We start from the raw sequence: 24,411 nt of genomic DNA on the forward strand, positions 1-24,411 counted from the left end.
GACATACGCCATGGCTGCCAGCGCCGTCTACAACGCTCTTCAAGCCGCGATCGGCGGCCCCAATCACAGCATCGATCTATGGGGCGCCGCCAACGGCTCGCCGGCACTGTCGGATCTGATAGGGGTGCTCGCGCTGTTCGGCATCAAGAGCAGCTACACGCTGACCAACGCAGCCCTCTCCGGCGACAACAACAGCGTCAGCCTGACCGCTAACGGCCAGTACGGCGTGCCCGGTGCGGCGGCTGCCAATCAGTACGCGATCGCGGCCACGCTTACTTACTCCGACAACGCACGCTTCACGCTGACCCTGCGCGTCGTGGACAGCAAGCCGTGGACATTTGGCGCCTTCTTCCCGAAGCTCCCGAAGAGCCGGCGTTCCACGCTGGACGCAAGCGGAACCAAAGGCATTCGCTGGACTGCTTCGTTCCTTGCTGACGGCGTGGCCGGTCACGAGGTGTTGGTCACGTCGCCGTCCTTTTCCGCGCAGAGCGGCAGAGGCGTCAAACTGCAATTGCAGGGTTTTCTGCCCGAATTCGCCGACTCGGATATCGACGGCAAGCTGGGCCTGCTCTCGCCGTGGCCTCTGCGGTTGAGCGGCAGCCTCGTCATGCCGGCGAGCGCGAACGATTATCCGAGCATGCTGCTCACGGCGCAGGGCAGCTCCACCAACATGCTGAGCGGTAGCCGGGAGGCCGGCGTCAAAGGTCCCGATCCGTTCGACGTGAATGCGCTGTACCTGCAAATTGCTGTCGACAAACTGCGCCAGCCCGTTCTGGGCAACAGCAGCGAATCCACGCTGATCCTGGGTGGAGCTTTTTCCCTGGGCGATGGGCCATCGGGCACCATTACCACGCCGGTATTGACGGCCTCCACGGTGTGGTCGTTCAGCGCGCAGTTCGATCCGGAGACGTCGTCGCTCACCCAGGGACTGCGGGCGATCACCAGGATGTTCGGGGTGGAAATTCCCATTCCGATGGATTTTCCGCTGCTGAGCGAATTCCATTTCGCCGAAGTGGATGCGGAACTCGTCAACAACGCGGGAGAGAACGCGACGCCGAGTTTTTCGCTGCAGTCCTTTGCACTCAGCATTCAGTCCAACCGGCCCTGGGTGCCGCCGGTGCCTTTCGTGTCGTTCACCAATGTGGGTATTCGCTGGGTCTGGGGCTCCACAAGAGTGCGGAATCCCGATACCGGCAAGATGGAGAACAGCTATCTTCTCACCGGACTGGTGTACGGCTCGGTGCAGTTCGGCGGCGACCAGGCCTTGCCGCCGCCAGCGCCTTCGCCGCGACCGCTCTATCGGGTGCCCGCGCCGGCCGCGGCGGACGGTAGCGTCACCGTGGATGTCCGCCTTTCGATTCCCAGCCTGTACATCTCCGGCAACATGCGCGACGGCGATTACATTCCAGTCGGTCGCGCATTCCAGGATTACTTCCGAGGCAGCATCCCGCCGATCTTGCCGGCGAACATGAACATCGTCGGATTGTCGTTCTTCGCCGATCCGATCGGTCAGGCTTACCGCGGCGAAGCGAAGATCCTGTTCGGCACGCCCGGCGATCCGCTGCCCGAACAGGCCTGGACGCTCATGCAGGTCGGCACAGTAGGCATCTCACTCCAGCGCCTGGAAATGTGGGTCGAGGCGAATGCTGGCAATATCAGCGGCGGCATCTCGGGCGTGTTTTTTCTTAAGGGTGCCGGCGCGGAAGCCTACGACGACCCGCAGCTTCTGCTGAGCGCGCAATACCCTGTGGCGAACAAAGACGCCACGAAAGGTTGGGAGTTCGCCGCTCATTTGTATCCCGGCACCTCCATCGATCTGACCCAGATGGTCGCGCGCTTCATCAAAGGTGATCCCGGCTATACCGTGCCCGGTTACGTGCCGCACTTGTTGATCGATCGCCTCGACGCGACCTTCAAGACTGCAGACGGCGCTTACACTTTCGGCGGTACCGCCTCGATGCGCTGGACCCCGACGCTGTTCGGCACCGAACTGTCGGTCAACGCCTCCGCCAGCACCGATATCGCACGCGCGAAGACTGGCGCGCCGATCACCGGCACGCTGAGCGGCAGCTTCGCGGTGAACAAGATCGCGATCATGGCATCGATGGACATCGGCGTCGCCGAGCCGACTTACCTGTTCAAGGTGATGTTCGGCGAGCTGTGGGTGCAGGCGGTGACCTCCTGGCGCGGCGAGGAGCAGAAGCGTCATCAGGTGGTATCGGTGCAGCTGGGCGGCATCACGCTGGGCGATATTCTCGAATACCTGGTCAACCTGGCCGCGCCGACGCTGGGCTTCTCGCTCGATCCGCCGTGGGATCTGCTCAAGCGCGTGGACCTGTCGCGCTTCGTGCTTACCCTGGATCCGCAGGAGAACGTAGTCGAGTTCGTGTTCAACGCCGAGGTGGATCTTGGCGTGATGCGCGTGGACACGATCGGCGCGCGCTATCGGCGCGGCACGGGGCAGGGCAAGGTCGAGCTGATCCTCACCGGCAATTTCTTCGGCGAGGCTTACGGCAGCGACAAGCCGCTGAGCTGGGATGTGGTCAACGGCTCGCCGCCGGCGGTGCCGGGGCAGGGGCCGTCCACGGTGGATCTGCGCTTCCTGGGCTTCGGTCAGCGCGTCACCTTCGCCGGCGCCACGCCCGACACCGTCGCCGCCAGCGTGGCCAAGCTGCGCAATGCGATGAAGAAGCCGGAGCCGGGCAAGGACCCGGTCGGCACGGGCCTGGTCTATGCCGACGATAGCCAGTGGCTGATGGGCCTGGATATCGGCCTGATCAAGATGATCGACCTGGGCATCATCTTCAACGATCCGAAACTGTATGGCCTGTCCATCGCGCTCGGCGGCGAGCGTGCCGGCTCGCTCGCCGGCCTGCGCTTCGAGATCCTGTACAAGAAGATCACCAACGACATCGGCATGTACCGCATCGAGCTGCGCGTACCCGATGCGTTCCGCACCATCCAGCTCGGCGCGGTGTCGCTGACGCTGGGTATCGTGGTGATCGAGATCTACACCAACGGCAATTTCAAGATCGACCTGGGCTTTCCATACAACCGCGACTACAGCCGCTCGTTCTCGCTGCAGGCAAGCATCTTCATCGGCCGCGGCGGCTTCTACTTCGGCATCCTCAACGGCGACACCTCCAGCAACGTGCCGAAGATCACCAACGGCAACTTCTCGCCGGTGATCGAGCTGGGCGTGGGCATTGCCGCGGGCGTGGGCCGCGAGATCAGCGTGGGTGTGCTGTCCGGCGGCGCGTATGTGCAGATCGAGGTGATCTTCCAGGGCGTGCTGGCCTGGTTCAATCCCACCGCTAGCGGCGGCAGCTCGGCGAAATATTTTCGTGCGCAGGGCGTGGTGGCGATCCACGGCAAGGTCTACGGCAAGGTGGACTTCGTGGTGGTCAGCGCCAGCGTGACGCTGGAGGCGTTCGCGCAGGCCATGGTGGTGTTCGAGAGCTATCGCCCGTTGCTGCTGGACTTCTCCGTCGGCGTGCGCGCGGAGGCCTCGGTAAAGATCCTGTTCATCCGCATCCACTTCAGTTTCTCGGTGACACTGGAGCTGAGCTTCACCATCGGCTCGGCCTCGCCCACGCCGTGGATCCTGGCCAACGGCAGTGGCGGCGGTGCGCGATCTTCCATCGCGCTGACGTTGCCGCGCCACGCGCAGCGCAAGGCGCTGCTGCGGCACGGCTACCTGCTGCGCATGCGCCAGCGGCGGCTGGCACTCGGCCTTGCCGCCCGGCAGGGCGATTACGTGCTGGAGTGGAAGCCGACCCAGCTGGTGTTCGACAGCAGGCAGACCGTGCCGCTCACCATGCTGCCGTACGTCACGGTGGGGAACGTGCCGGTCGACTGGGCCGGCCAGGTGCCGGGCAATGCGGACCCGCAGTATCGCGTGGCGTTTCTGCTCTACGCCGATACCGGCATGGCGGCGGATGCGCGCACGGCCGAAGCGATGGTCGAACGCAGCGCGCACCTCAGCAGCAGCGGCACGCTGGCGGCGGATCTGCTCGTGACGGGTCTGTTGCGTTATGCGCTGTATGCGCTACCCGACGGGCCGAGCTCGCCGCAGGACAGCGTCAATGCCGCACAATTGGCCCTGCTCGCCGAGCAGGTCGCCATGCCGCAGACCGCGACCGAGGGCTTCGGCAAGACCAGCATCGCGAGCTTCTTCAGCACCAACCTGGCGCTGCTGGTCGGTGGCATGCCCTCGGGGGACGCCACAACCGAGAAGGGCGCGATGATCTTCCCGATGCCGCCGGGCCTGGCCTGGAGCTCGCCGCAGGCCGGGCCTTGCGATTTCTCGCAGTTCAACAAGATCGGCTCCAAGTACCAGAACGGTATCAGCGCGATCCTCGGCGACTATTTCCCCGTGAACGGCGGCAATGGCACGGACGCGGTGGACGATCCGGACAACTACGAGTCCTTCGCCACCTATCTGTTCGGCGACTATTGCCAGCTGCTGGTGAAGGCCGCGGTCAACGAAGCGCAGAAACAGTTGCAGAACGCCTCGGTGAAACTCACCGCCAGCATGAACCTGGCCGACGCGGCCCGCACGTTCGCCACGGCAGCCTTGCCGATCACCAAGGAAGCCGGCGACACGGTGCAGAGCGTGGCCGCGCGCATGGGGGCGACGACGGCCGAGCTGACGTTTCTCAATCCGACCATCCAGCAGACCATCGACCAGACCGCCGTCGGCGCGGCGCTGACACCGGCGCCGCTGATCGGCGTCAGTCCCGAGATGCTGGTGCAGGACAATGCCGGCACCGGCCTGGTGCAGCAGGCATGGCCGCTGGGCGATGTGTCGCGCGCCGTCGGTTCGCCCAGCGCGAGCCTGACCAGCCTGTGCTTGCTGTTCAACCTCACCGACGTCGCCACGCTGTTCGCCTATGTGCCACCGGCCGGGAGTGGCTACACGCTGGGCGCGAACCCGAACCTGCTGCAGGAAGGACGCCGCTTTTCCATGGTGGCGCAGAGCTTCACGCCGCCGGCCACCGGCGGTTTCGATGCGACGCAGACAGCGGCGCTGTTCTTCGTGCGCTATGCGGATCCGGACCTGTCGCAGTCGGACGTGCTGAACGCGCCGGACATGCCGGCGTGGTACGCGCAGGCCATCGCCATCCTCAATCCGGGCCTTTCGGCGGCCACGCCGAACAACGGCAAGACGGTGGAGATCGATCCGGGCACGACGCTCAACGTTCCCACGCAATACGGCAATCGCAGCGCCACGCGCATCTATGTCACGGTACCGGGCGACACGCTGTATCGCATCGGCTGCATGCTGGTGCTGTGCCAGGACGCGGGCACGCTGCACGCGCTGCCGCCGCTGTGGACGGCGTTCGAGCAGGCAGTGACCGTCATCGCGGGCGGCTTCGGCATACCGGCCTGGCCTTTGTCCGGCCAGACCGAAGGCATCGCGATCCAGGCGGGCGAGACGGCCGAAAGCCTGGTGCGCCGCATGGTCATCAGCGCGAGCCATAGTGCCGGCGGCTGGAGCTACGACTGGGCCGCGGCCTGCTCATGGCTGGCTCCGGCCCAGGTGCTGTCGCCGACAGCCGTCATCGTGCTGCCGGGCGCGAAGATTTCCGGCACGCAGGCCTTCACGTTCCAGAGCGTGGCCGACACCTATGGCTTGAGCCTTTCCGATGTCGCCGCGCGCCTGCAAGACCACGCGGGACTGTTGCCCGACCCGACCACGCTCATCGTCAAGCAATTGCCGGTGATGACCGTCGCGCAGATCGAAAGCGGCGTGCTCGGCAAGTCGTTCGCGGGCGTGGTCAACCAGGCCTCGCAGATGCTGATGGCCGGCCTGCGCCTGCCGGGGCTGACCACGGTCGACGGCCACGTCGTGCCCGATCCGGCCAACCCGCTGCCGCTGTACGACCTGAGCGGCCAGCAGTTCACCTTGCCGGTGAGCAGCGATCCGGGGCACCTGGGCGACGTCGCGCTGTCGTTGACGGTGACGTCCAACGTGCCGTGGGTGACCTTCGGCGATACCTTCACGGTGGAACCGGAACACGACCTGGCGTTGCTGAGTGCGCGCTACGCGAATCTGCTGGCGTACAACTCGCGTCTCGCCGCACCGGATGGCCTGCAGCCGGGCATGGTGCTGTTCGCCAACGACGACACGGGCGGCCTGGACTTCACGTTTACCAACGAGGAGATTCTCGAGCAGGCGCCGACCGCCAGCCTGAAGATCACCACCGTGCCGGCCACGCCGCCGGCACCGCAGGCCCTGCCGCTGCGCGGCACGGCGCCCAACACGTATACCTTCGAGTACGCACTGCCGTTGCAGTCGGCGCAGACCTTGCCGATCCCCACGGTCGGCGCGCCGCTGGCCGGTTACGCGACCTTGTGGCCATTCCCGCAGGGCTTGCTGCAACGCGCGGTCGCGCAGTCGACCACGCCGTACGACATCTTTGCCGGCAGCCAGCCCGGCGCGACCGCCGACCATGCGCGCGCGCTGCCGGGCACCACCTATGGCTGCCAGTTGAGCTTCCGCATCCGGCGCATGGATGACGGCTCCAGTCGCTTCCTGCTGCTGGGCGTGGATACCGATCAGCGTGCCGCGCTGCTCGCCTTGCGCGAGGAGATCCTGCACGGCTTGTCCGGCAGCGCCACCAAGGCCTGGCTCGCGGTGAGCCCGGCGCCGAACGCGTCCAACGCGCAGGGCCTCGACCTGCTCGACACGAGCACGCCGTGCTTCCTGGTCAAGACCAATCTGTCGACCGATTCGCAGCCGCAGCCCGACCTGCTGCGCAGGGCCGCGCAGGGCGATCCGGCGCCGGTCTACTACGCCGACTTCGTGACGCAGCTAGCCGACTTCCTGCTGTTGCTGTGGGAGGGCAGCGTGGTGGGTGGCACCGGTTATTACCTCGGCTTCGGCAAGGAGCTGCCGGGCAGCGCGTTCGACGGGCAGGGCGTGGCGACGCTGAGCTTGCTCGCGATCGCCGGTAGCCAGCAGGCGCTGGCGCCGTCCGGCCGCACGCTGGCGGTGTTCAACAACTGCCTGCTGGTGGCGCCGGGCCTGGATGGCTCCATCCATAGCCTGTACGCCGAATGCGCCGACAACTCGGATCTGGGCGACGTCGCACTGACGCCACCAGGCAATGCCGGCTACAAGCTCACCATCGACGTGCCGATCGGCGACGGTCCGGTCAGCGCCTTGCAGGATCGCTACAACACGCTGGCCTTCTGGTGCGCCGACACGACGTCGCCGTACACCATCCCCGCCGCGTGGACGCCGGCGCTGCCCAAGCCCAGCGACGGCATGCAGATGGAACCGTGGGAACGGCAGCGCCTGGCGCGCCGCCTGCGCGCGCAGGCCCGCACCGAGCAGAGCGCACCGCCACCGCCGGCGCCGTACTGGCACTACGAGCAAGTCGTGCCGTTCTATCGCTTCACCACGCAGAAACCGGTGCTGCCTACGCAGGGACTGCCGAACGAAGCGAACGACCCGTATCGCGGCTTCGGCGGCGCGGCCAGCTGCCCGACACCGGCGCTGACCTTCTGCATGTCGGATCTGCTGGGCAATCACAGCCAGGGTCCCACGGTCGCGGGACAGGGCGTGCTGAACCTCACCGTGGGCTATACCGATCCGCTGATCGCACTGTCGCAGTGGCCCGAGCTGGCGGCGTATTTCGAAGTGCTGGGCAGCCCCGGTGCCGCGTCGCTGGCCATGCAGCTCGGCCTGAAAGCGGCCGCTGCCTTGCCGGGCGCCTCGCAGCGTGGCGACGGCGTCGCCGCCTCGGCGTTGCAGCAGAGCGAGCAATACGCACGCATCTTTTATCAGCTCAGTCAGCCGAACATGCTGGCGTCGCTCGCTACGTCGTTGCGGCATGTCGCGGGCGAAACCGGGCAGGATATCGATGTCGGCCCGCTCTGGCGCTACGCCGGCGGCGCGCATGCCTACACGGCGACCGCCGCGCAATTGCAGGCGCTCACCGCGCCCGGCCAGACGCTGAGCCAGCTGCTGGCGGCGTATCCGGTGCGCTACGCCGAGATGGCGGTGGCCAACGAGGATGTCGCGCTGACCGATCTGTTCGCGACCGGCAGTCAGCCGGCCGTTCCGGCCCTGATGCCGTACATCGCGCAGCGCTCCCTCGCCGACCTCTATGCGCAGCGTCCGAAGGGCTGGCCCGATCCGGGTTCGGCCGCGGCACTGTTCGCGCTGCAGGCCAACGCCGGATTGCCGCTGGCGGTGGGCGTGCACTTGAAGCTGCCCGCCGTGACCAGTTTCCCGACCGGCACCGATGCGGCGACGCCGTCGCTGGCCGAGCTGGCCGCCGCGCACTTCACCGATGCGGGCCGTATCGGCGAGCTCAACAACATTGCGGCGATCCTGGCGCCGATGAATGGCAAGCAGACCGATCAGCCGAATGTGCTCAGCGCGCAGTTCGAGCAGGGTGACGGCAGCGTGCTGACCTTGCAGGTGACCGTCGTCGCGGGCGAGACCGATTCGTTCGATGGCGTGCAGAAAGCCTTCGCCAAACAGGGTGGCAACCTCAGCGTGGCGCAGATCGCGGCGGAGAACGCCGCCGTGGAAGGCTTGCTCCAGCCGAACCTGAGCTTGAACAACGACACCTATATCGCCCAGGCCGGGGATACGCCCGCCAGCAACCGCAGCGGTTTCGATGCGCTGGTGCTGGGCACCGCGAACGCGTCCACGCCCGGGATCTTCGACGACGGCGCGCTGGTGCAGTTCGGCAGCGAGACGCTGGCCTTGTCGGACGACACGCTGGGCATGATTGCGCAGCGCTACGGCTGTCCGGCCGATCACCTGCTGTCGAACAATGCGAGCCTCGCCGCGGGAACCAAGCTGGCCGTACCTGGCAGCTTCGCCTGGCCGGCGGGCAGTGCCGGCATGAGCCCCTTGCGCGTGCCGTACACGGTGCAGGCGCATGACCAGCTTGGCACGCTGTGCGCGCGCTTCGCCGCGTATGGCGGCGGCAGCGGCACCGCCACGGTGCGCGATTGCGTGAACGCCAACGCCAATGTGCCGGGCACGCTGGCGCAGAACGTCACCATCGATATCCAGGTGCCGGGCGGCAACGTCAGCATTACCACGCTGGCGGTGGAGTCCTTCATGCAGGCGCTCGCGCAGGCGGTGGCGATCAATCCCGGCACGACGCTGGATCTGCTCGCCGACGCGATTGCCAACCTGTCCGATGCGCTGCAGCCGGGCGCCTTGCTGCTGTGGCCGGTGGCGCGTCTGCCGGCGACCACGGCACCGAAGGACATCATCGGCCTGTACGGCGTGGATGGTGCGAGCTTCGCGCTGGCCAACACCGCTACGCCGGGTCTCGTCGCGCCGCAGGTCGAGCTGAGCCTGCGCAAGGCCGATGGCGGCACCGTCAAGGTGATGACCCAGCCCAACGACACGCTCAATACGGTTATCGTGCGTTTCGCGCTGCAAGACCTCGCCACCGATGCGGGCGCCATCGCGCAGGGCAATGCCGAGGCGGCGCTGTTCGCCGGGCAGGCGCTGGCGCTGCTGCCGCCCGCCGTGGTGCGTGAGCAGGTTTCGCTCGGCGCGGGCGGCCCGTATCCGGAGACGGTCTTCGCGCTCACCGCGTCGCTGAGGCTGGCGCGTCCGCAAGCGCTGATCCATCCGGACTTCGACAAGAACGGCCCGGTGGCGCAGGCCAGCTCGCCGCTCGCGCCGCTCGCACAGGCTGGCGCACAAGGTGGCGACAGCCTCAACTACGGCCCGTTCATCCGCCAACTCACCGACGCCATCCAGGATCTGCGCGTGGGCACGGCCAAGGCCGCGGGCGAGACCAGCGACCTGTGGTGCGTGAATTTCTCCGCCACCGGTATCGCCTCGGTCAGCCTGGTGCCTGGCGTGACGTTCCCGGACACGGCGGCCATGCCGCGCTTCTTCGCGCTGGCGCCGCTGTACGACCATCTCGTCACGCGGCAGGTGCAGATCAAGCAGCTCAAGGACGACGGCACGCTGGAGGCCGACGGCGTCGCGACCAACTTCATGGCCATCGACGCCGAACCGTGGGCTCAGCGTTTCCTGAGCGACATGGATCGCTTCCTCGGCGGCCCCATGGCGACCGAGCTGTATAGCGTGTCCGCCCTGCGGGACACGCTGACCGGCGCGATCGGCAACAAGGCGACGATCGCCGACGGCATCAGCCAGCAGCTGCAGCTGGTGTTCGACTATGCGGCCTACAAGACCAGCCCCGACCCGGGCTACGAGAAGGGACTGGCCGTCGCGCGCGATGCGCTGAAGCAGCAGTTGTACGTGAGCCTGCTCCATGCCTACGACACCTCCGTGGTGGCGCAATACGACACCACCTCCACCACGCCATGGTCGACGGACACCACGCCGCCCGTGTCCCTGTACGGCCAGGCCCGGCTCACCGGTACCGCCGCGCCGGTGACCTTCGCTGCCAGCAAGACCGGCTTCGATCCGGCCAAGGCCTTCGTCAGTTTCTTCGCCACGGTGGCCGATCCGGAGCGCCACAGCTGGGTGCGCGGCACGCTCGACTACGCCTATTCGCATACCGAGTTCGCCATTACATCGAGCGGCGTGCCGACGGGTTACCAGGCCTCCAACTGGCTGTCCTTCGTGCCGCTGCAGAATGCGCAGGCCAAGCCCGCGGCGTTGACGAAGACCAATCCCGGCAGCCTGCTGGCGCCGGTGCCGCTGCGCACCTATCCGCTGCTGCCGTCTATCCGCGAGCAGAGCGCCGGCGCGACCTACGATGCGCCGAGCGGCCTGAGCCAGCTGGCCCTGTGGACGTATCGCCTGACCTGCGCGCATGAGTTCGCCGCGCAGGACGGCGTCCGGATCGTCACCGAATTCAACCTGGCGCCCGCAGTGCAGCCGCGCGCCGCGCCGCCGCCGGCCGACCTGTTCAGCGCGCTGGCGCAATACATGGCCGTGGCGGACAAGTTGTGGACGCTGCTGGGGGCGCCCGCGCAACAGCCGCCATCGGCGACGTACGTCAGCGCGGCCAAGACTTTCGGCGATCTGGCGGCCACGATCGCGGGCCTGTGGAACATCCGCCTGGCGCAGAGCGAAAGCAGCCGCGCGCCGGAAGACAGCTACACGGTCGGCGCGAGCTACGCCTTCACGGCGCGCGTGACGTACTCGGAAGACGGGCGGTCCATCGAGAGCTTCTCGCTCACGCGCGAGCAGGACCTGCCAGGCCCGAGCGAAGCCTGGCCGTCGGTCGACGTGCTGCTTCCCGATGGCGCGCGCGTACCGCTGAAGATCCGGCCGCCGGTCACGCCCAGTGCGACCACGGTCTATGCGCCCGATGCCGGCATCACGATCCCAGCGCACGACCAGCAGACCTTCCGGCTCGGCTGGAACGACATCGGCATCGGCGCCTTCCAGAATGCGCGCGCCCGCATGCTGGCGGTGCGCAACGAGCACCTGCTGTACGACCCGGATCATCCGGACAACCCGAAACTGCCGACCAGCAGCGCCTTCCTGTTCAAGACGGCCGAAGTCACCGCCACCAGCATCGTCACGCCGTTGATCGAGCGCAGCCAACCGCAGCCGATCGCCGGTGCCGACCTGGCCAGCGCGCTGGGCGACGCCATCCAGACCCTGTTCCCATCGAACTGGCTGTTGCAGAACACCACCGCTTCGTGGGGCGTGTTCTATGCCTACGAGCTTGCCGGCGGCGCATCGGGCGAAAGCATGGTCAGCAAGCTGCCGGTCGCGCTCTATCCGAACCAGCCTCTGGCCGGCGCGGCCCAGGCCATGGCCGATGCGGTGCAGACCTGGACGCGCAACCATCATCCCGCCACGCGCGGCGGCGGCTGGCTGTTCGATGTGATCCTCTACTCGGGACTGGAGACGCATACGCGGCCGCTGTTCAGTGCCGAGTTGTCTTACAAGCTTGGAGGATGAGAACAGAGCGCCGGCGCGTCGTAGCCGACCATCCGGCGCAGCGCATGAAAGGCTGGTCAGCGATCCGGCCGCGTGCTGCATAATGCCGAGCGATCGATCACGGAGAGAGCGACGTCATGGCTATTCGATGGTTTTTTGCAGCGGTGCTTTTACTTGGCGCCCAGTCGGCATGGGCGGATCAGCAGGAATACGTATCGAAGGCCGATGCCGAACGGGCGCTGGCGATAGTGAAGAACGCCAAGGCCGTCCGCACCTTCTGCGCGCCTTGCAACGACAAGGTATCCGTCCTTTTGAATGCGGACGCCGCGCGGATCAGCGAAGTGCCGCCCGGCCCGGGCGGCGACAGTTCCGTGTATTGGCTGGTGTCGATCGACCACCAGTCCCTCGACCTGGCCTACACCTACGTGCCGGTCCGGAGCGGCTTCTGGTTCTGGCGCAAGGAGAAGTGGCAGAACCTCGCGCGCATGATGTCGTTGCCGGTCAGCGACGTTCCGGAGTTTCTGTCGGCGGCCCAGCTGGACACGTCCGGGTCGAAATAACGGCCGGTGTCAGGTCAGGCTGAGGTGTTGACCAGGCCGCCGCTGCTGCCGCCGCTCTCGGCCATCATCGCCGCGGCCAGCTTCGCCACCGCCTCGGCAAGCTGACCCATGGTGGTGCTCACTGCCGACTGCAGCGCGGCGACTCGCGCCGCGTTGGCCGGATCGCTTGCCTTGTCGCCCGACATGGCCTGGCGCAGCTGCTGTTGCTGCTGCGCCAACTGTTTCTGCAAGCGTTCGATCTGTTTCTGCAGGGTCTGAATGGTGGGGCTGAGCCCGCCGCTGTCGGCGGTTGCCTGGGCATTCTTGTCATCCTTCTTCGTGCCGGCGGCCTTGGCCAGCGACTCGCCGAGCGGGACGGGCGGTGCGGCGGCCGTGTCGTCCTTGTGCTCGGCGGCGCTTCGAATGGCCGTCGCCATGGCGGTAGCCATCGTGTTGAAGCTGATGATCACGCGAAATCCTTATCGAGGGGATGCGCTATCGGCATCGGCCGGCGAGCGAAGAACTTGAGTCCGCCTTCGCGGCGAGCGCACCTCCTTCTGGAAAGTCCCGCGCCACGGTGCGATTCTGGTAGCTCCGCAGTCCGCCACGGCACGCAGGAGCCGCTGCTTGAGCCGGAAGATGCATCAGGCCGTACCGCACCGCTCGCTGCTGCCGGGCGTGGAAGCGCTGTCGCTGCTGAGCGAACAGCGTTTTCCCCGTCATGCGCACGATCATTACGGGATCGGCGTGATCGCCAGCGGCGCACAGGCGTCATGGAGCACGATCGGTCCGGTGGAGTCGGTCGCCGGCGACGTGATCATGGTCAACCCCGGCGAGGTACACGACGGTACGCCCATCGGCGGCGCGCGCGGCTGGCACATGCTTTATGTGGAGCCCGACCTGGTGACGCGCGAACTGGCGGGCGATATCCAGGGCGACGCCGTCTTTCAGCCGGTGGCGCGCGATCCGCAGCTGGCAGCCGCCATCATGGGCTTGTTCGATGCGGTCCCGTGCCTGGGCGATGCGCCGGACGAACGGCTGCTCGCCTGCCTGGCGCGCATCGTGCAGCAGCATCGGCTGGGCGGCACGCGGGTACCGCGTGCATCGCCACCGGTCGCGCGGGCGCAGGAGTGGATCGAGGCCGAGCCGGAAGCCGCCACCTCGCTGTCCGCGCTGGCGGCGGCCTGCGACCTCAGCCGCTTCCAGTTGATCCGCGGTTTTCTCCGTGAGCTGGGCACGACCCCGCACGCTTATCGAATCCAGTTGCGGGTGCGGCTGGCGCGTCGCTACCTGGCGCAGGGCCGGCCGGCGGCGGAGGCGGCGCTGCTGACCGGCTTCGCCGACCAGAGCCATCTCACCCGCGCCTTCGTGCGACAGCTCGGCGTCACGCCCGCGCGCTATCAGGCGACGCTGCGCTGAAGCATGCAATTTTGTTCAAGACGGCTGCGCGAGCGGCCTGCGATGGTCACGGCTCCTTTTTTCGGCCACGATCCATTGCCTCATGAACGTCGCGTTCCTGCTCACCTCGCTGCTGGTCGTTGCCTCGCCCGGCACCGGCGCGCTCTATACGATTTCCACCGGCCTGACGCGCGGCGCGGCGGCCAGCGTGGCGGCGGCTGTCGGCTGCACCCTCGGCATCGTGCCGCACATGGCGGCGGCCATTCTTGGCTTGGCCGCGGCCTTGCGTGCCGCGCCGCTTGTCTTCGAATGCCTGAAGTACCTCGGCGCCGCCTACCTGCTTTACATGGCCTGGAGCGCGCTGCGAGACCGCGGTGCGCTGGACCCGGGTCAGCCGGTCGCCGCCCGGTCGCCGCTGAAGATCATCGTCTCGGCCATCCTGCTCAATCTGTTGAATCCGAAGCTGCCGATCTTCTTCTTGGCGTTTCTTCCGCAGTTCATTCCGGCAAGCGATCCGGCACCCGCGACGCGTCTGCTGGTGCTCGGCGCCGTCTTCATGCTGATGACGCTGGCGGTGTTCGCGGCATACGGGGTGTTCGCGTCGTTCATGCGTTCGCACGTACTGGCGTGCCCCCGGGTGACGACCTGCCTGCAACGCCTGTTCGCCGCGGGCTTCGTGGCCTTGAGCGTGAAGCTGGTGCTTTGAGTCACGCGGAGCGGGCGCCTTCTTACCGGCCCGCGCCTGCGCAAGGCGAAGCGTTCTGCCGCGGCGCATGGAATTCGACGGACAGGCCCAGGTCCTCCTGCGTCGGCGCGAGGAAGGATTCGCCGAAGAGGCCGCGATAGGTCGCCAGCTTGTGCTCGTAGCCGCGCTCGGCCCAGCGTTGTGCGCGACCGAGATCGGCGACGCCGAAACTCACGCCCAGGATGCGCGGACCGCCGGCGGCCATGGTCTGTGCGGCCAGGCCGGCGCCATCGGGCTGCAGGGTCAGCAGCGCCGTCGGGCCGACCGGCACGCAGAATCCCTTGGCGCGGGCTTCAGGCAGCTTCACCGGCACCGCATGGCCGAAACCCATCTTTTCCAGCTGGCGTCGATCGGCGTCGGCATCGGCCGAGACCAGCCAGATCGAGCTGAGCTCGCGCGCGCCATTGGGATGCTCGCGCGTCACGCGGTAGTCGTCGGCGTTGGAAGGGTCGAACTGATCCGGGGCGTAGTCGGTGGCGTAGTCGATGAAGAAGGTATTGCTCGACAGCGGCGCGCGATCGAAGGCGAACAGGCGCCAGCCCGGCTTTGCGCTGTCGGGGCCGGCGAAGAAGGGCGTGACGGCGTAGTGCGCCGCCTGCAATGAGGCGTGCAGCGCATCGAGCGACGAGGCGCGGAAACCGAAGCTGCGCGAGCCCGGGCCGCCTTTGAGTGCCTGCTGATCCTCCTTCATGCCCGGATCGAACTCGGGATCGGGGCGGGTGACGCCGAGCAGTTCGATGAAGCTGGTATCCGAGAAACGGATATAGCGATTGGCGACGCCGCCGGGATCGCGGCCGGGGCGCACCTGGAAGCCCAGCTTGACCGCCATGACCGAAGTGACCTGATCGATGTTGCGGCCCCAGAGCAAGACGTGGTCGAGGCGGGTCGGGGCAGGGGTGGCGGCATGGGCGGTGCCGATGGCGAGAAGGCAGGCCGAGAAGATCGTGGTCAGGCGCATGCGGAGGCTCGGAGGTTGGGGGCTCTTTTATGGTGGGTCCGGGCGAGGTCCGGCAAGGACAATTTCCGAGCAAAAACCGCCATGGCTTGAGCGAGGTGTTTCGCTTCGCCCGACCCCTCAAGCGCCCGCGCTGCGCCGCAACGACTGCGGCGACATCCCGAAGCTGCGCACGAAGGCGCGGCGCATGCGGCTCGAATCGCCGAAGCCTGTCGACGCGGCGATGTGATCCAGGTGCAGATGGCTGGTCTCGACCGCGAGGCGAGCCGCTTCCAGCCGCAGGCCTTCGACCACTTTTGCCGGCGTCGCGCCGATTTCCGCGGTGAAGGCGCGGGCGAAGTGGCGCGGGCTCATGGCGGCGCGCTCGGCCAGTCGTTCGACCGTCATCGGCTCGGCCAGGCGCGAGCGCATCCAGCCGATCAGCTCGCCGAAGCGGCCGGTCTTGCCGCCTTGCTCGACCAGGACGGAATACTGCGATTGCCCCACGTGCCGCCGCTGGTGCACCACCAGCTGCTGTGCGGCGCGTCGCGCGAGACCGGGCCCGAGATCGTCCTCGACCAGGGCCAGCGCCAGGTCGATTCCCGCGGAGATGCCGGCGGAAGTCCATACCTCGCCATCGCGGACGAACATCCGGTCGGCATCGAGCCGTACCTGCGGGTAGCGCTGCCGGAAGCGATCGGCAGCGGCCCAGTGCGTGGTCGCACGCCGGCCATCCAGCAAGCCGGCCTGGGCGAGCAGGAACGCGCCGGAACAGACACCCGCCACGCGGCGGCACGTGTCGCCGCCGAGCCAGCCGACGATCAGCTCCTGACCTTCCTCGACCTGGGCCAGGTTGCCGCCTGAGACGATCACCGTGTCGAAGCGCCTGGATTCGATCGGCGCTGCCGCCAGGCTCACGCCGGAGGAGCTGCGCACCACGCCGCCGCCGGGGGCGAGCACGCTGATCGTGTAGCTGCCGGGCCGGAAACGCTCCGCCATTTCGAACACGGCGACCGGACCGGCGGCGTCCAGCAACTGGAAGCCGGGGAAAACGACGATGGCGATCTGGCGAGACATGGCGGCGGCTGCATGACTGGAACCGGGGCCGCGAAAGTGGCGCAGGCGCGAGGCGGGCGTCAAGGCGGCCGGCCCGTCTCAGTCCGTGAGACGGCCGGGCATTCGAATGCGGAGGCTTTTGTCTTGGAGATCACCCATGCGCGCCCCGCTGCCCGCCATCGCGGACGAAGACGACATCCGGCTCGCGCCGTTGAGCGGCGCCGAGCTGGCCGGCCGGCTGGTCCAGCGCCATGGCGATCGCATTACCGGCCACTTCGTGGTGGAAGGCAGGGAAGGGCGTTACGTGCCGCTGCCGGACGCAATGCCCGCGCCGCTGGCCGCCGCCCTGCGCGCCCGCGGCGTGGCCGAGCTGTACGAGCATCAGGGTCGCGCGTGGTCGGCCGCCGCCCGTGGCGAGCATCTCGTGGTCGCCACGCCGACCGCTTCCGGCAAATCGCTGTGCTTCACCTTGCCGGTGGTGACCTCGGTGATGACCCAGGGCAAGAAGGCGCTCTATCTGTTTCCGACCAAGGCGCTGGCTCAGGACCAGGTGGCCGAGCTGCTCGAACTCAATGCGGCCGGCGACCTGGGCGTGCGCGCCTTCACCTTCGACGGCGACACGCCGGGCGATGCGCGTCAGGCGATCCGGCTGCATGGCGACGTGGTGGTGAGCAATCCGGACATGCTGCACCAGGCGATCCTGCCGCATCACACCAAGTGGGCGCAGTTCTTCGAGAACCTGCGCTATGTGGTGATCGACGAAGTGCACACCTATCGCGGCGTCTTCGGCTCGCACGTGGCCAACGTGTTGCGGCGGCTGCGCCGGGTGTGCGCGTTCTACGGCGTGTCGCCGCAATTCATCCTGTGCTCGGCGACCATCGGCAACCCGGCCGAGCACGCTACGGCGCTGATCGAGCAGCCTGTCACGCCGATTCTGGAGAGCGGCGCACCATGCGGTCCGAGGCATGTGCTGCTGTGGAATCCGCCGGTGGTCAACGCCGATCTCGGCCTGCGCGCGTCGGCGCGCAGCCAGACCAACCGCATCGCGCGCACGGCCATCCGCGCGGGGCTGAAGACGCTGGTGTTCGCGCAAAGTCGCCTGATGGTCGAGGTGCTGACGAAGTACCTCAAGGACGTGTTCGACCACGATCCGCGCAAGCCGCCGCGCATCCGCGCCTATCGCGGCGGTTACCTGCCCACCGAGCGCCGGCAGGCGGAGCGCGACATGCGGGCAGGGCAGGTGGACGGCATCGTCAGCACCTCGGCGCTGGAACTGGGCGTCGACATCGGCGCGCTGGACGTCACCATCCTCAACGGCTATCCGGGCTCGGTGGCGGCCACCTGGCAGCGCTTCGGCCGCGCCGGCCGACGCCTGCAGCCATCGCTCGGCGTGCTGGTCGCGTCGAGCGAGCCGCTGGACCAGTACCTCGTGCGCCATCCGGAGTATTTCCAGGACGCCTCGCCCGAGCACGCGCGCATCGCGCAGGACCAGCCGCTGATCCTGCTGGATCACATTCGCTGCGCGGCTTTCGAGCTGCCGTTCCGCGCGGGCGACGCATTCGGCGGACAGCTGGCGGAACCGTGGCTGGAAGTGCTCGCCGACGAAGGCGTGCTGCATCGCGAAGGCGAGCGTTTCGAGTGGATCGCCGACAGCTATCCGGCCAACGCGGTGTCCTTGCGCTCCGTCGCGGAAGGCAACTTCGTGGTGGTGGACCGGACCGGCGGGCGCCAGACCATCATCGCCGAGGTCGACTACAGCGCGGCGCCGCTCACGCTGTACGAAGGCGCGATCCACATGGTGCAGTCCACGCCTTATCAAGTGGAGCGGCTGGACTGGACCGGGCGCAAGGCCTTCGTGACGCGCACCGAAGTGGACTACTACACGGATGCCATCGACTACACGCGGCTCAAGGTGCTGGATGGTTTCGACGCCTCGCCATCCGGACGAGGCGAATGTCATCACGGCGAAGTGCATGTCGTGCGCCGCGTCGCCGGCTACAAGAAGATCCGCTATTACACGCACGAGAACATCGGCTACGGCAACGTCAACCTGCCGGACAGCGAACTGCACACGACCGCCGTGTGGTGGGCGCTCGCGCAGCGCACGCTCGACGACACCTTCGAGCGGCGCCAGGACGCCCTGGACGGATTTCTCGCGGCCGCAACCGCGCTGCATACCGTGGCCACCGTCGCCGTGATGGCCGAGGTGCGCGATTTGCAGAAGGCGGTGGGCAGTGGCGACGGTGCCTGGTTCGCGACGCCGGACAGTTCGGGACATGCCCGCGTCCATACCGGCTGGGGCGAAGAGCCGCAGGCGCCGAACGCGCCGTTCATTCCGACGCTGTATCTCTACGATGCCTTTCCTGGCGGGGCCGGCCTGAGCGCACCGCTGTTCGATCGTCGCGCGGAGCTGGTGGATCGCGCGCGCGCGTTGATCGCCTGCTGCGACTGCCGGCTGGGCTGTCCGGCATGCGTGGGTCCGGTGCTTGCTTCGGACGAAAGCGCGGCGCGTTCGATGAAGGAACTCGGCACCACCGTTCTCGCCTTGCTGGCCGACCTGTGACCGATCTCGCCGCCCGCCTGCGACGGCTGCGCGATCAGGCCGGCGCAGCCGCTGTCGTCGTGGCGCCCGCCGTCACCAGGCCGCGCTTGCCTGCCGAGCTTGGACGCCTGCTCGCGGTACGCCGGCCCGCGCCGGCACGACCGGCACTCGCGGCCGCGACGCCGAGCGGCCTTGGCCGGGAAGTGGCGCCAGGGTTATGGCTTGCCGAGGCCAGCTCGGCGTGGCCGCCGGCACCGGCGCCGTTCGATGCTTCGTTCGCCAAGGTGCCGGAGCGAGTCGACCCGGCGGACCTGCTGTTTCTCGATACCGAGACCACCGGGCTCGCCGGCGGCACGGGCACGCGCGCCTTCATGATCGGCGTGGCGCGCTGGCAAGACGGGCGGTTCGTGCTGAGCCAGCTGACCATCACCGCGCTGTCGGGCGAGACGGCGATGCTCGAACGGCTGCGCGCGTGGATCGCGCCCACCACGGTCATGACCACCTACAACGGCAAGAGCTACGACGCCCCCTTGCTGGCTACGCGCTTCCGGCTGGGGCAGGTCGCCAATCCGCTGATCGGCCTGCGGCATATCGACCTGCTGCATCCGGTGCGCAGGCGTTGGCGCGCGCACTGGCCCAACTGCAAGCTCGCGACCGCCGAACGCCAGCTGCTGGGCGTGGTGCGCGAAGATGATCTTCCCGGCGCGCAGGCACCGGCGGCCTGGCTGCGCTTTCTGCGCGCGGGCGATCCGACGGATCTGTATCGCGTGCTCAAGCACAACGCGCAGGACTTGCGCAGCCTGGCCGGCGTGCTGGGCCGCATGGCCGCACTGGAGACGGCCTCGGCCAGCGCCACGCTGTAGCGATCAGGCGATGGGCCCCGGCCCATGTTGCAGTTGCGCTTGTATGAGGATTTGGATCGTGACAAATTCCGGGCGGCAAGGGGGTGCCAGGTGCCCGGCGAAGCTGCCGGGGTTGTCACTGCAGAGGGGCTGTCATGGATATCTGGAAGGGGATCCTTAGTCAGTTGTCCGGCTTTTTCGGCCTGGATTCGTGGCTGGCGCTGTTCGCGTCCGGCGATTACCGGGCCCTGCTCACCGTGGACGGCTTCGCCAAGCTGCTCGCGCCGATCATTCCTCTGCTGCTGGTGTTCGAGCTGGCGCGAGGCGTGATCCTGCGTCGGGTCCGGCGCGAGGATTACCAGGTCCCGCTCTTGGTGATGGTGCTCAACCGTGTCATCGGCAGCTTCCTCACCATTGCCGTGGTCGGCTTCTGCATCGGGCTGTTCAACCGGTTCGCGCCGTTCCAAGCCGGGTTGACCTGGTACGGACTGCTATACGGCTACGTGGTGTGGGAGCTGGCGCACTTCGTCTATCACTTCCTGGCGCACAAGGTGCGCCTGCTGTGGTGCCTGCATTCGACGCACCACGCGCCGGTGGCGATGAATCTCTCCGTCAACTACGCGCATATCTTCCTCGAGGCGCCGTATGCCGATTTCGTACGCACCAGCATCTGCATGCTGCTGGGCGTGAGCCCGCCGTTGCTGGTCCTGATCATGGTCATCGACGGGTTCTGGGGGCAGCTCATCCACCTCGGTGAACACGTCTTGCCCAAGGGCAAGCTCGGCGTGCTTTACCGCGTGGTGCTGACGCCCGCGCATCATCGTGTCCACCACGCGCGCAACGTGGTCTACATGGATACCAACTTCTGCAACCTGCTGCCGATCTGGGATCGCGTGTTCGGTACCTACCAGGATCTGCGCGACGACGTGCGCATCGAATATGGCATCACCCGGCCCGTCAAACCCTTCAGCGTGCTCGACGCCTACCTGGGCGAGCTCTGGCTGCTGGCGCGGGACGTGTGGCATGCGCCGGGCCTGCATAACAAGCTGCTGTACCTGCTGATGCCGCCGGGCTGGAGCCACGACGGCGATCACCACACCGCCAAGGTGGCCAAGGCCGCGCTGCGGGCGGAGCAGGCCGGCGCCGAGGTGCCGCAGGCCATGCCGATCTCGAACCATTGACCACCATGCGGGCGGCGGCGCATGGCGCCGTCCCGCGCGATACGAGGAGGAAAGGGCGGATGACGGGTAACAGCAGAGCAGTGCGCACGGGCAGCTGGATCGCCGCGACCATGGCCGCAGGCCTCGCCTCGACGGTGCTGGCCGCGCCGGATCAGGCGACGACCTGGAGCGGCAAGGCGCCGCCGCTGGCCACGCCATGGACGGCCGAGGTGTCGCCCGATAACGCGCTGCCCGAATATCCGCGTCCGCAACTGGCGCGTGCGCGCTGGATGAGCCTCAATGGACTGTGGCAATACGCGCCCGCCGACGGACAGGCTGCGCCGTCGTTCGGTCAGGCGCTGCAAGGGCGGGTGCTGGTGCCGTATCCAGTCGAATCGGTGCTGTCCGGCGTGCAGCAGCATGCAGACGATATGGTCTACCGCCGATTGGTGGACATCCCCGCCGACTTCACCGCGCACGGCCAGCGCGTGCGCCTGAACTTCGGCGCGGTAAGTCACGAGGCCGTCGTGTACGTCAACGGCCAGCAGGTGGCGAAGCACACCGGCGGCTACACCTCCTTCAGCGCCGACATCACGCCGGCGCTGCATGCGCGAGGGCCCCAGGAAATCGTGGTCACCGTGCATGCGCCGGTGGATGCCGCCAACATCATGGTCGGCAAGCAGCGGCTGAAGCCCGAGGGGATCTTCTACACCGCCGCTTCGGGGATCTGGCAATCGGTATGGCTGGAGCCGGTGCCGGCGACCAGTCTGGCGCAACTGGTGTTCACGCCGTCGAACAGCCTGGACGCCTTCACCGTCACTTCGACGTTGCAGGGCCGCGGCGGCGCCGCCACCTTGCGCGTGATCGCCTATGCGGACGGCAAGCCGGCGGGCGAGGCTAGTGGCCCGGCCGGCCAGCCGCTGCACCTGGCCATCGCCGACCCGCATCTGTGGAGCCCCGACGATCCGTTCCTGTACACCTTCAAGGCCACGCTCACGCAGGGCGATCAGCGCGATGAGGCGACCAGCTATGCCGGCCTGCGCACCATTGCCGTGAAGCAGGTGGGCGGGCGCAATCGCATCGTGCTCAACGGCAAGCCGACGTTTCTCCTGGCCACGCTCGACCAGGGCTACTGGCCGGACGGCCTGCATACCGCGCCTACCGATACGGCGCTCAAGTTCGACATCCAGAAAACCAAGGATCTTGGCTTCAACACCATCCGCAAGCACATCAAGGTGGAGCCGGCGCGCTGGTACTACTGGACCGACCGCATCGGGCTGATGGTATGGCAGGACATGCCCGCGCTGCCGACCGATCGCAACGACAAGCTCAGCGAGGCCGACAAGACGGCGTTCCGCGCCGATGTTTCGGCCATCGTCGAGCAGCTCAGAAGCGAGACGTCGATCATCGGCTGGATCCCGTTCAACGAAGGCTGGGGCCAGTGGAGCATCCCGGCTGCCGCCGAAGTGGCTGCGCAGGTCAAGCAGCTCGATCCCTCCCGTCTGGTCGATGCGCGCAGTGGCGCCAACTGCTGCGACATGAAAGGCGATCCGCACGCCGGCGACGTCTACGACGTGCACGACTATCAGGGCCCCGGTCTGCCCAGCCCGGATGCGGAGCGCGCCGCCATCGACGGCGAGCACGGCGGCCTGACCCTTGGCGTGCCGGGCCATGTGTGGCCCAACACGGCGATCAACCCCTATGGCGCCGTGGCCGATCGCGCCGCGCTGATCGACGGCTACGTCGCCAACACGAGCGTACTGCTCGACAAGGGCATCGCCACAGGCATGTCCGGCAGCGTCTACACCCAGATCACCGATGTCGAAGGCGAGCACAACGGCCTGCTCACCTACGACCGCATGATCCAGAAGGTGGAGACGTCCAAAGTGCGAGCGATCAACGAGGCGGTGATACGGGCGGGAGCGCAGCCTTGAGATGTTCGAGCGAAGCCGGGCGGCAGATGCTAGTGTCCGCCCGGTCATTAACGATCGCATCTGGCCACCCACCGACATGGATCCAGCCAACCCCGCGTTCTGCGCCATCTATCGCTGGCGCCTCCATCCAGGCGCCGAAGAGGCCGTCGTGCAGGCCTGGTCGCGCGTAACCGGATTGCTTCGAAGCGAGCGCGGCTCGCTGGGTTCGCGCCTGCATCGGGGGCCGGACGACATCTGGTACAGCTATACGCAGTGGCCGTCCGCGGCGGCCAAAGCTGAGGGCCTCGCCCGGCCCTCGGTCGATCCCGAAGCCTGGCAACAGTTGCGCGCGGCCATTGCCGAAAGCCTGCCCGAGCTGATCCTCGAACCCGTCGCCGACTTCCTGGCGCCGTTGCCGCGGGCGGACTGACCATCGTCGCCTGATTCGAGCAACCGGTAGCAAGGCGTCACCGTGGTGCCTTCTCGCCGAATCGACTTCTGCGACGCCAAACCGCAACAGTCCGGCGAGTATCACGAGTCGTGGCGAGCCTTCACGCCGCCGGCGTTTTCCACGCCGGCGAGCGCGTGTCGAACCAGGGCAGGTTGCCGTACGAAGCCGCCACGACCCAGGCGCCGCACGCGATGGCGGCCGAGATCAGGAAGGCGGTGACGGCCAGGCGATCCAGCGGCATGGCGAACAGTTTCGGCCCCCACACCAGCAGCGTGATGATGCTGAGCATCGCCGCCTCGAGCGCCGCCGCCAGTCGCGGGAAGATGCCGAACAGCATGCCCAGGCAGGCGGCGATGCTGCCGGCGCCGGTGAGGTAGGCCCAGCTCAGCGGCGAAGGCAGCCAGCCGGGCACCAGCTCGACCGTCTGCGGGCTGTAGAAGAAATGGGAAAGACCGATCATCGGCAGGCAGAGGGCGAACAGCACGCGGGCATGGCGAATGCCTTTGGCGCCGCCGAGAAAGGAGCGTTCGCTCGCACGCCATGCATAGATCACCCAGGCGCCGGCGCAGATCACGGCGATTTCGCCAAAGCCCAGCCACGTCGCTTCCATCTGCGGCACCGCCACTACCGCGGGAAGTTTCAGCAGTAGGGCCCACAGCACCATGTAGACGAACAGGACGGTGGCGGCCAGCCTGGCGCTGGCATGAAAGAGCAGCGCGAGGCCGGTTCCCAGCTCGATCACGGCAAAGGCATAGGCGAGCCACTGCTGCCCCGGAAGGTGCTCGATGGGAATGCGCTGCCAGACCAGCGCGACGTCACCGTAGATCAGCCCGATGAGGCCGAGCGCGGCCATGACCAGTGCAAAGGCCACATACGCCAGGCTGGCGGAGTCGGCTTTCGCGGCGGTCATGGCACCCGGCTGGACGGCGTGAATCGATCGTTCCATACCTCGGTCTCCCTCGTGCTGCGCGTGG

General features: G+C 67.4%; 13 protein-coding genes. 9 read left to right on the top strand and 4 right to left on the bottom strand.

The features are described from left to right. The first annotated feature begins 10 nt into the window (after window positions 1-10). Both ACNR9O_RS08415 and ACNR9O_RS08420 read left to right on the top strand, forming a co-directional pair. Window positions 11-11,878 carry a hypothetical protein gene (locus ACNR9O_RS08415; protein WP_473681601.1) on the top strand — a complete coding sequence of 3,956 codons (11,868 nt, stop codon included), beginning with the start codon at window positions 11-13 and terminating at the stop codon, window positions 11,876-11,878. Window positions 11,879-11,994: 116 nt separating this feature from the next. Continuing rightward, a complete protein-coding gene (locus ACNR9O_RS08420) occupies window positions 11,995-12,417 on the top strand; it encodes a hypothetical protein (protein ID WP_473681599.1) in 423 nt (140 codons plus the stop codon). A gap of 14 nt (window positions 12,418-12,431) precedes the next feature. Here the strand turns inward: ACNR9O_RS08420 and ACNR9O_RS08425 are convergent, their stop codons facing one another. Continuing rightward, a complete protein-coding gene (locus tag ACNR9O_RS08425; protein WP_473681597.1) occupies window positions 12,432-12,866 on the bottom strand; it encodes a hypothetical protein in 435 nt (144 codons plus the stop codon). Between the two features lie 157 nt (window positions 12,867-13,023). On the opposite strand from ACNR9O_RS08425, the gene ACNR9O_RS08430 reads away from it, so the two are divergent. Continuing rightward, a complete protein-coding gene (locus ACNR9O_RS08430; RefSeq protein ID WP_473681595.1) occupies window positions 13,024-13,815 on the top strand; it encodes an AraC family transcriptional regulator in 792 nt (263 codons plus the stop codon). Between the two features lie 82 nt (window positions 13,816-13,897). After that, window positions 13,898-14,500 carry a LysE family translocator gene (locus ACNR9O_RS08435; protein WP_473681593.1) on the top strand — a complete coding sequence of 201 codons (603 nt, stop codon included), beginning with the start codon at window positions 13,898-13,900 and terminating at the stop codon, window positions 14,498-14,500. 22 nt (window positions 14,501-14,522) lie between these two features. Here ACNR9O_RS08435 and ACNR9O_RS08440 read toward each other — a convergent pair whose 3' ends face one another. Both ACNR9O_RS08440 and ACNR9O_RS08445 read right to left on the bottom strand, forming a co-directional pair. Further along, entirely contained in the window at window positions 14,523-15,497 is a 975-nt protein-coding gene (locus ACNR9O_RS08440) for a VOC family protein (protein WP_473681591.1), read from the bottom strand. Window positions 15,498-15,614: 117 nt separating this feature from the next. Beyond that, entirely contained in the window at window positions 15,615-16,550 is a 936-nt protein-coding gene (locus tag ACNR9O_RS08445) for a GlxA family transcriptional regulator (RefSeq protein ID WP_473681589.1), read from the bottom strand. Window positions 16,551-16,686: 136 nt separating this feature from the next. Here ACNR9O_RS08445 and ACNR9O_RS08450 point away from each other — a divergent pair, with 136 nt between their 5' ends. The 5 genes from ACNR9O_RS08450 to ACNR9O_RS08470 all read left to right on the top strand — a co-directional run bounded on the left by ACNR9O_RS08450 (window position 16,687) and on the right by ACNR9O_RS08470 (window position 23,416). Further along, window positions 16,687-19,092 carry a DEAD/DEAH box helicase gene (locus ACNR9O_RS08450; protein ID WP_473681587.1) on the top strand — a complete coding sequence of 802 codons (2,406 nt, stop codon included), beginning with the start codon at window positions 16,687-16,689 and terminating at the stop codon, window positions 19,090-19,092. Beyond that, complete coding sequence (locus tag ACNR9O_RS08455) at window positions 19,089-19,934, top strand: ribonuclease H-like domain-containing protein (RefSeq protein ID WP_473681585.1); 846 nt, start codon at window positions 19,089-19,091, stop codon at window positions 19,932-19,934. Before ACNR9O_RS08450 ends, ACNR9O_RS08455 begins: the two co-directional genes overlap by 4 nt. A 134-nt stretch (window positions 19,935-20,068) precedes the next feature. Next, a complete protein-coding gene (locus ACNR9O_RS08460; protein WP_473681583.1) occupies window positions 20,069-21,094 on the top strand; it encodes a sterol desaturase family protein in 1,026 nt (341 codons plus the stop codon). Between the two features lie 59 nt (window positions 21,095-21,153). After that, window positions 21,154-23,007: a glycoside hydrolase family 2 protein gene (locus tag ACNR9O_RS08465; protein WP_473681581.1), complete on the top strand. Its 1,854-nt coding sequence runs from the start codon at window positions 21,154-21,156 to the stop codon at window positions 23,005-23,007. A gap of 76 nt (window positions 23,008-23,083) precedes the next feature. Further along, window positions 23,084-23,416: an antibiotic biosynthesis monooxygenase family protein gene (locus ACNR9O_RS08470; protein ID WP_473681579.1), complete on the top strand. Its 333-nt coding sequence runs from the start codon at window positions 23,084-23,086 to the stop codon at window positions 23,414-23,416. 121 nt (window positions 23,417-23,537) lie between these two features. Here the strand turns inward: ACNR9O_RS08470 and ACNR9O_RS08475 are convergent, their stop codons facing one another. Beyond that, a complete protein-coding gene (locus ACNR9O_RS08475) occupies window positions 23,538-24,383 on the bottom strand; it encodes a DoxX family membrane protein (protein WP_473681577.1) in 846 nt (281 codons plus the stop codon). Window positions 24,384-24,411: the final 28 nt, after the last annotated feature.

The sequence above is a fragment of the Dyella sp. CR10 genome (genome assembly GCF_055814425.1).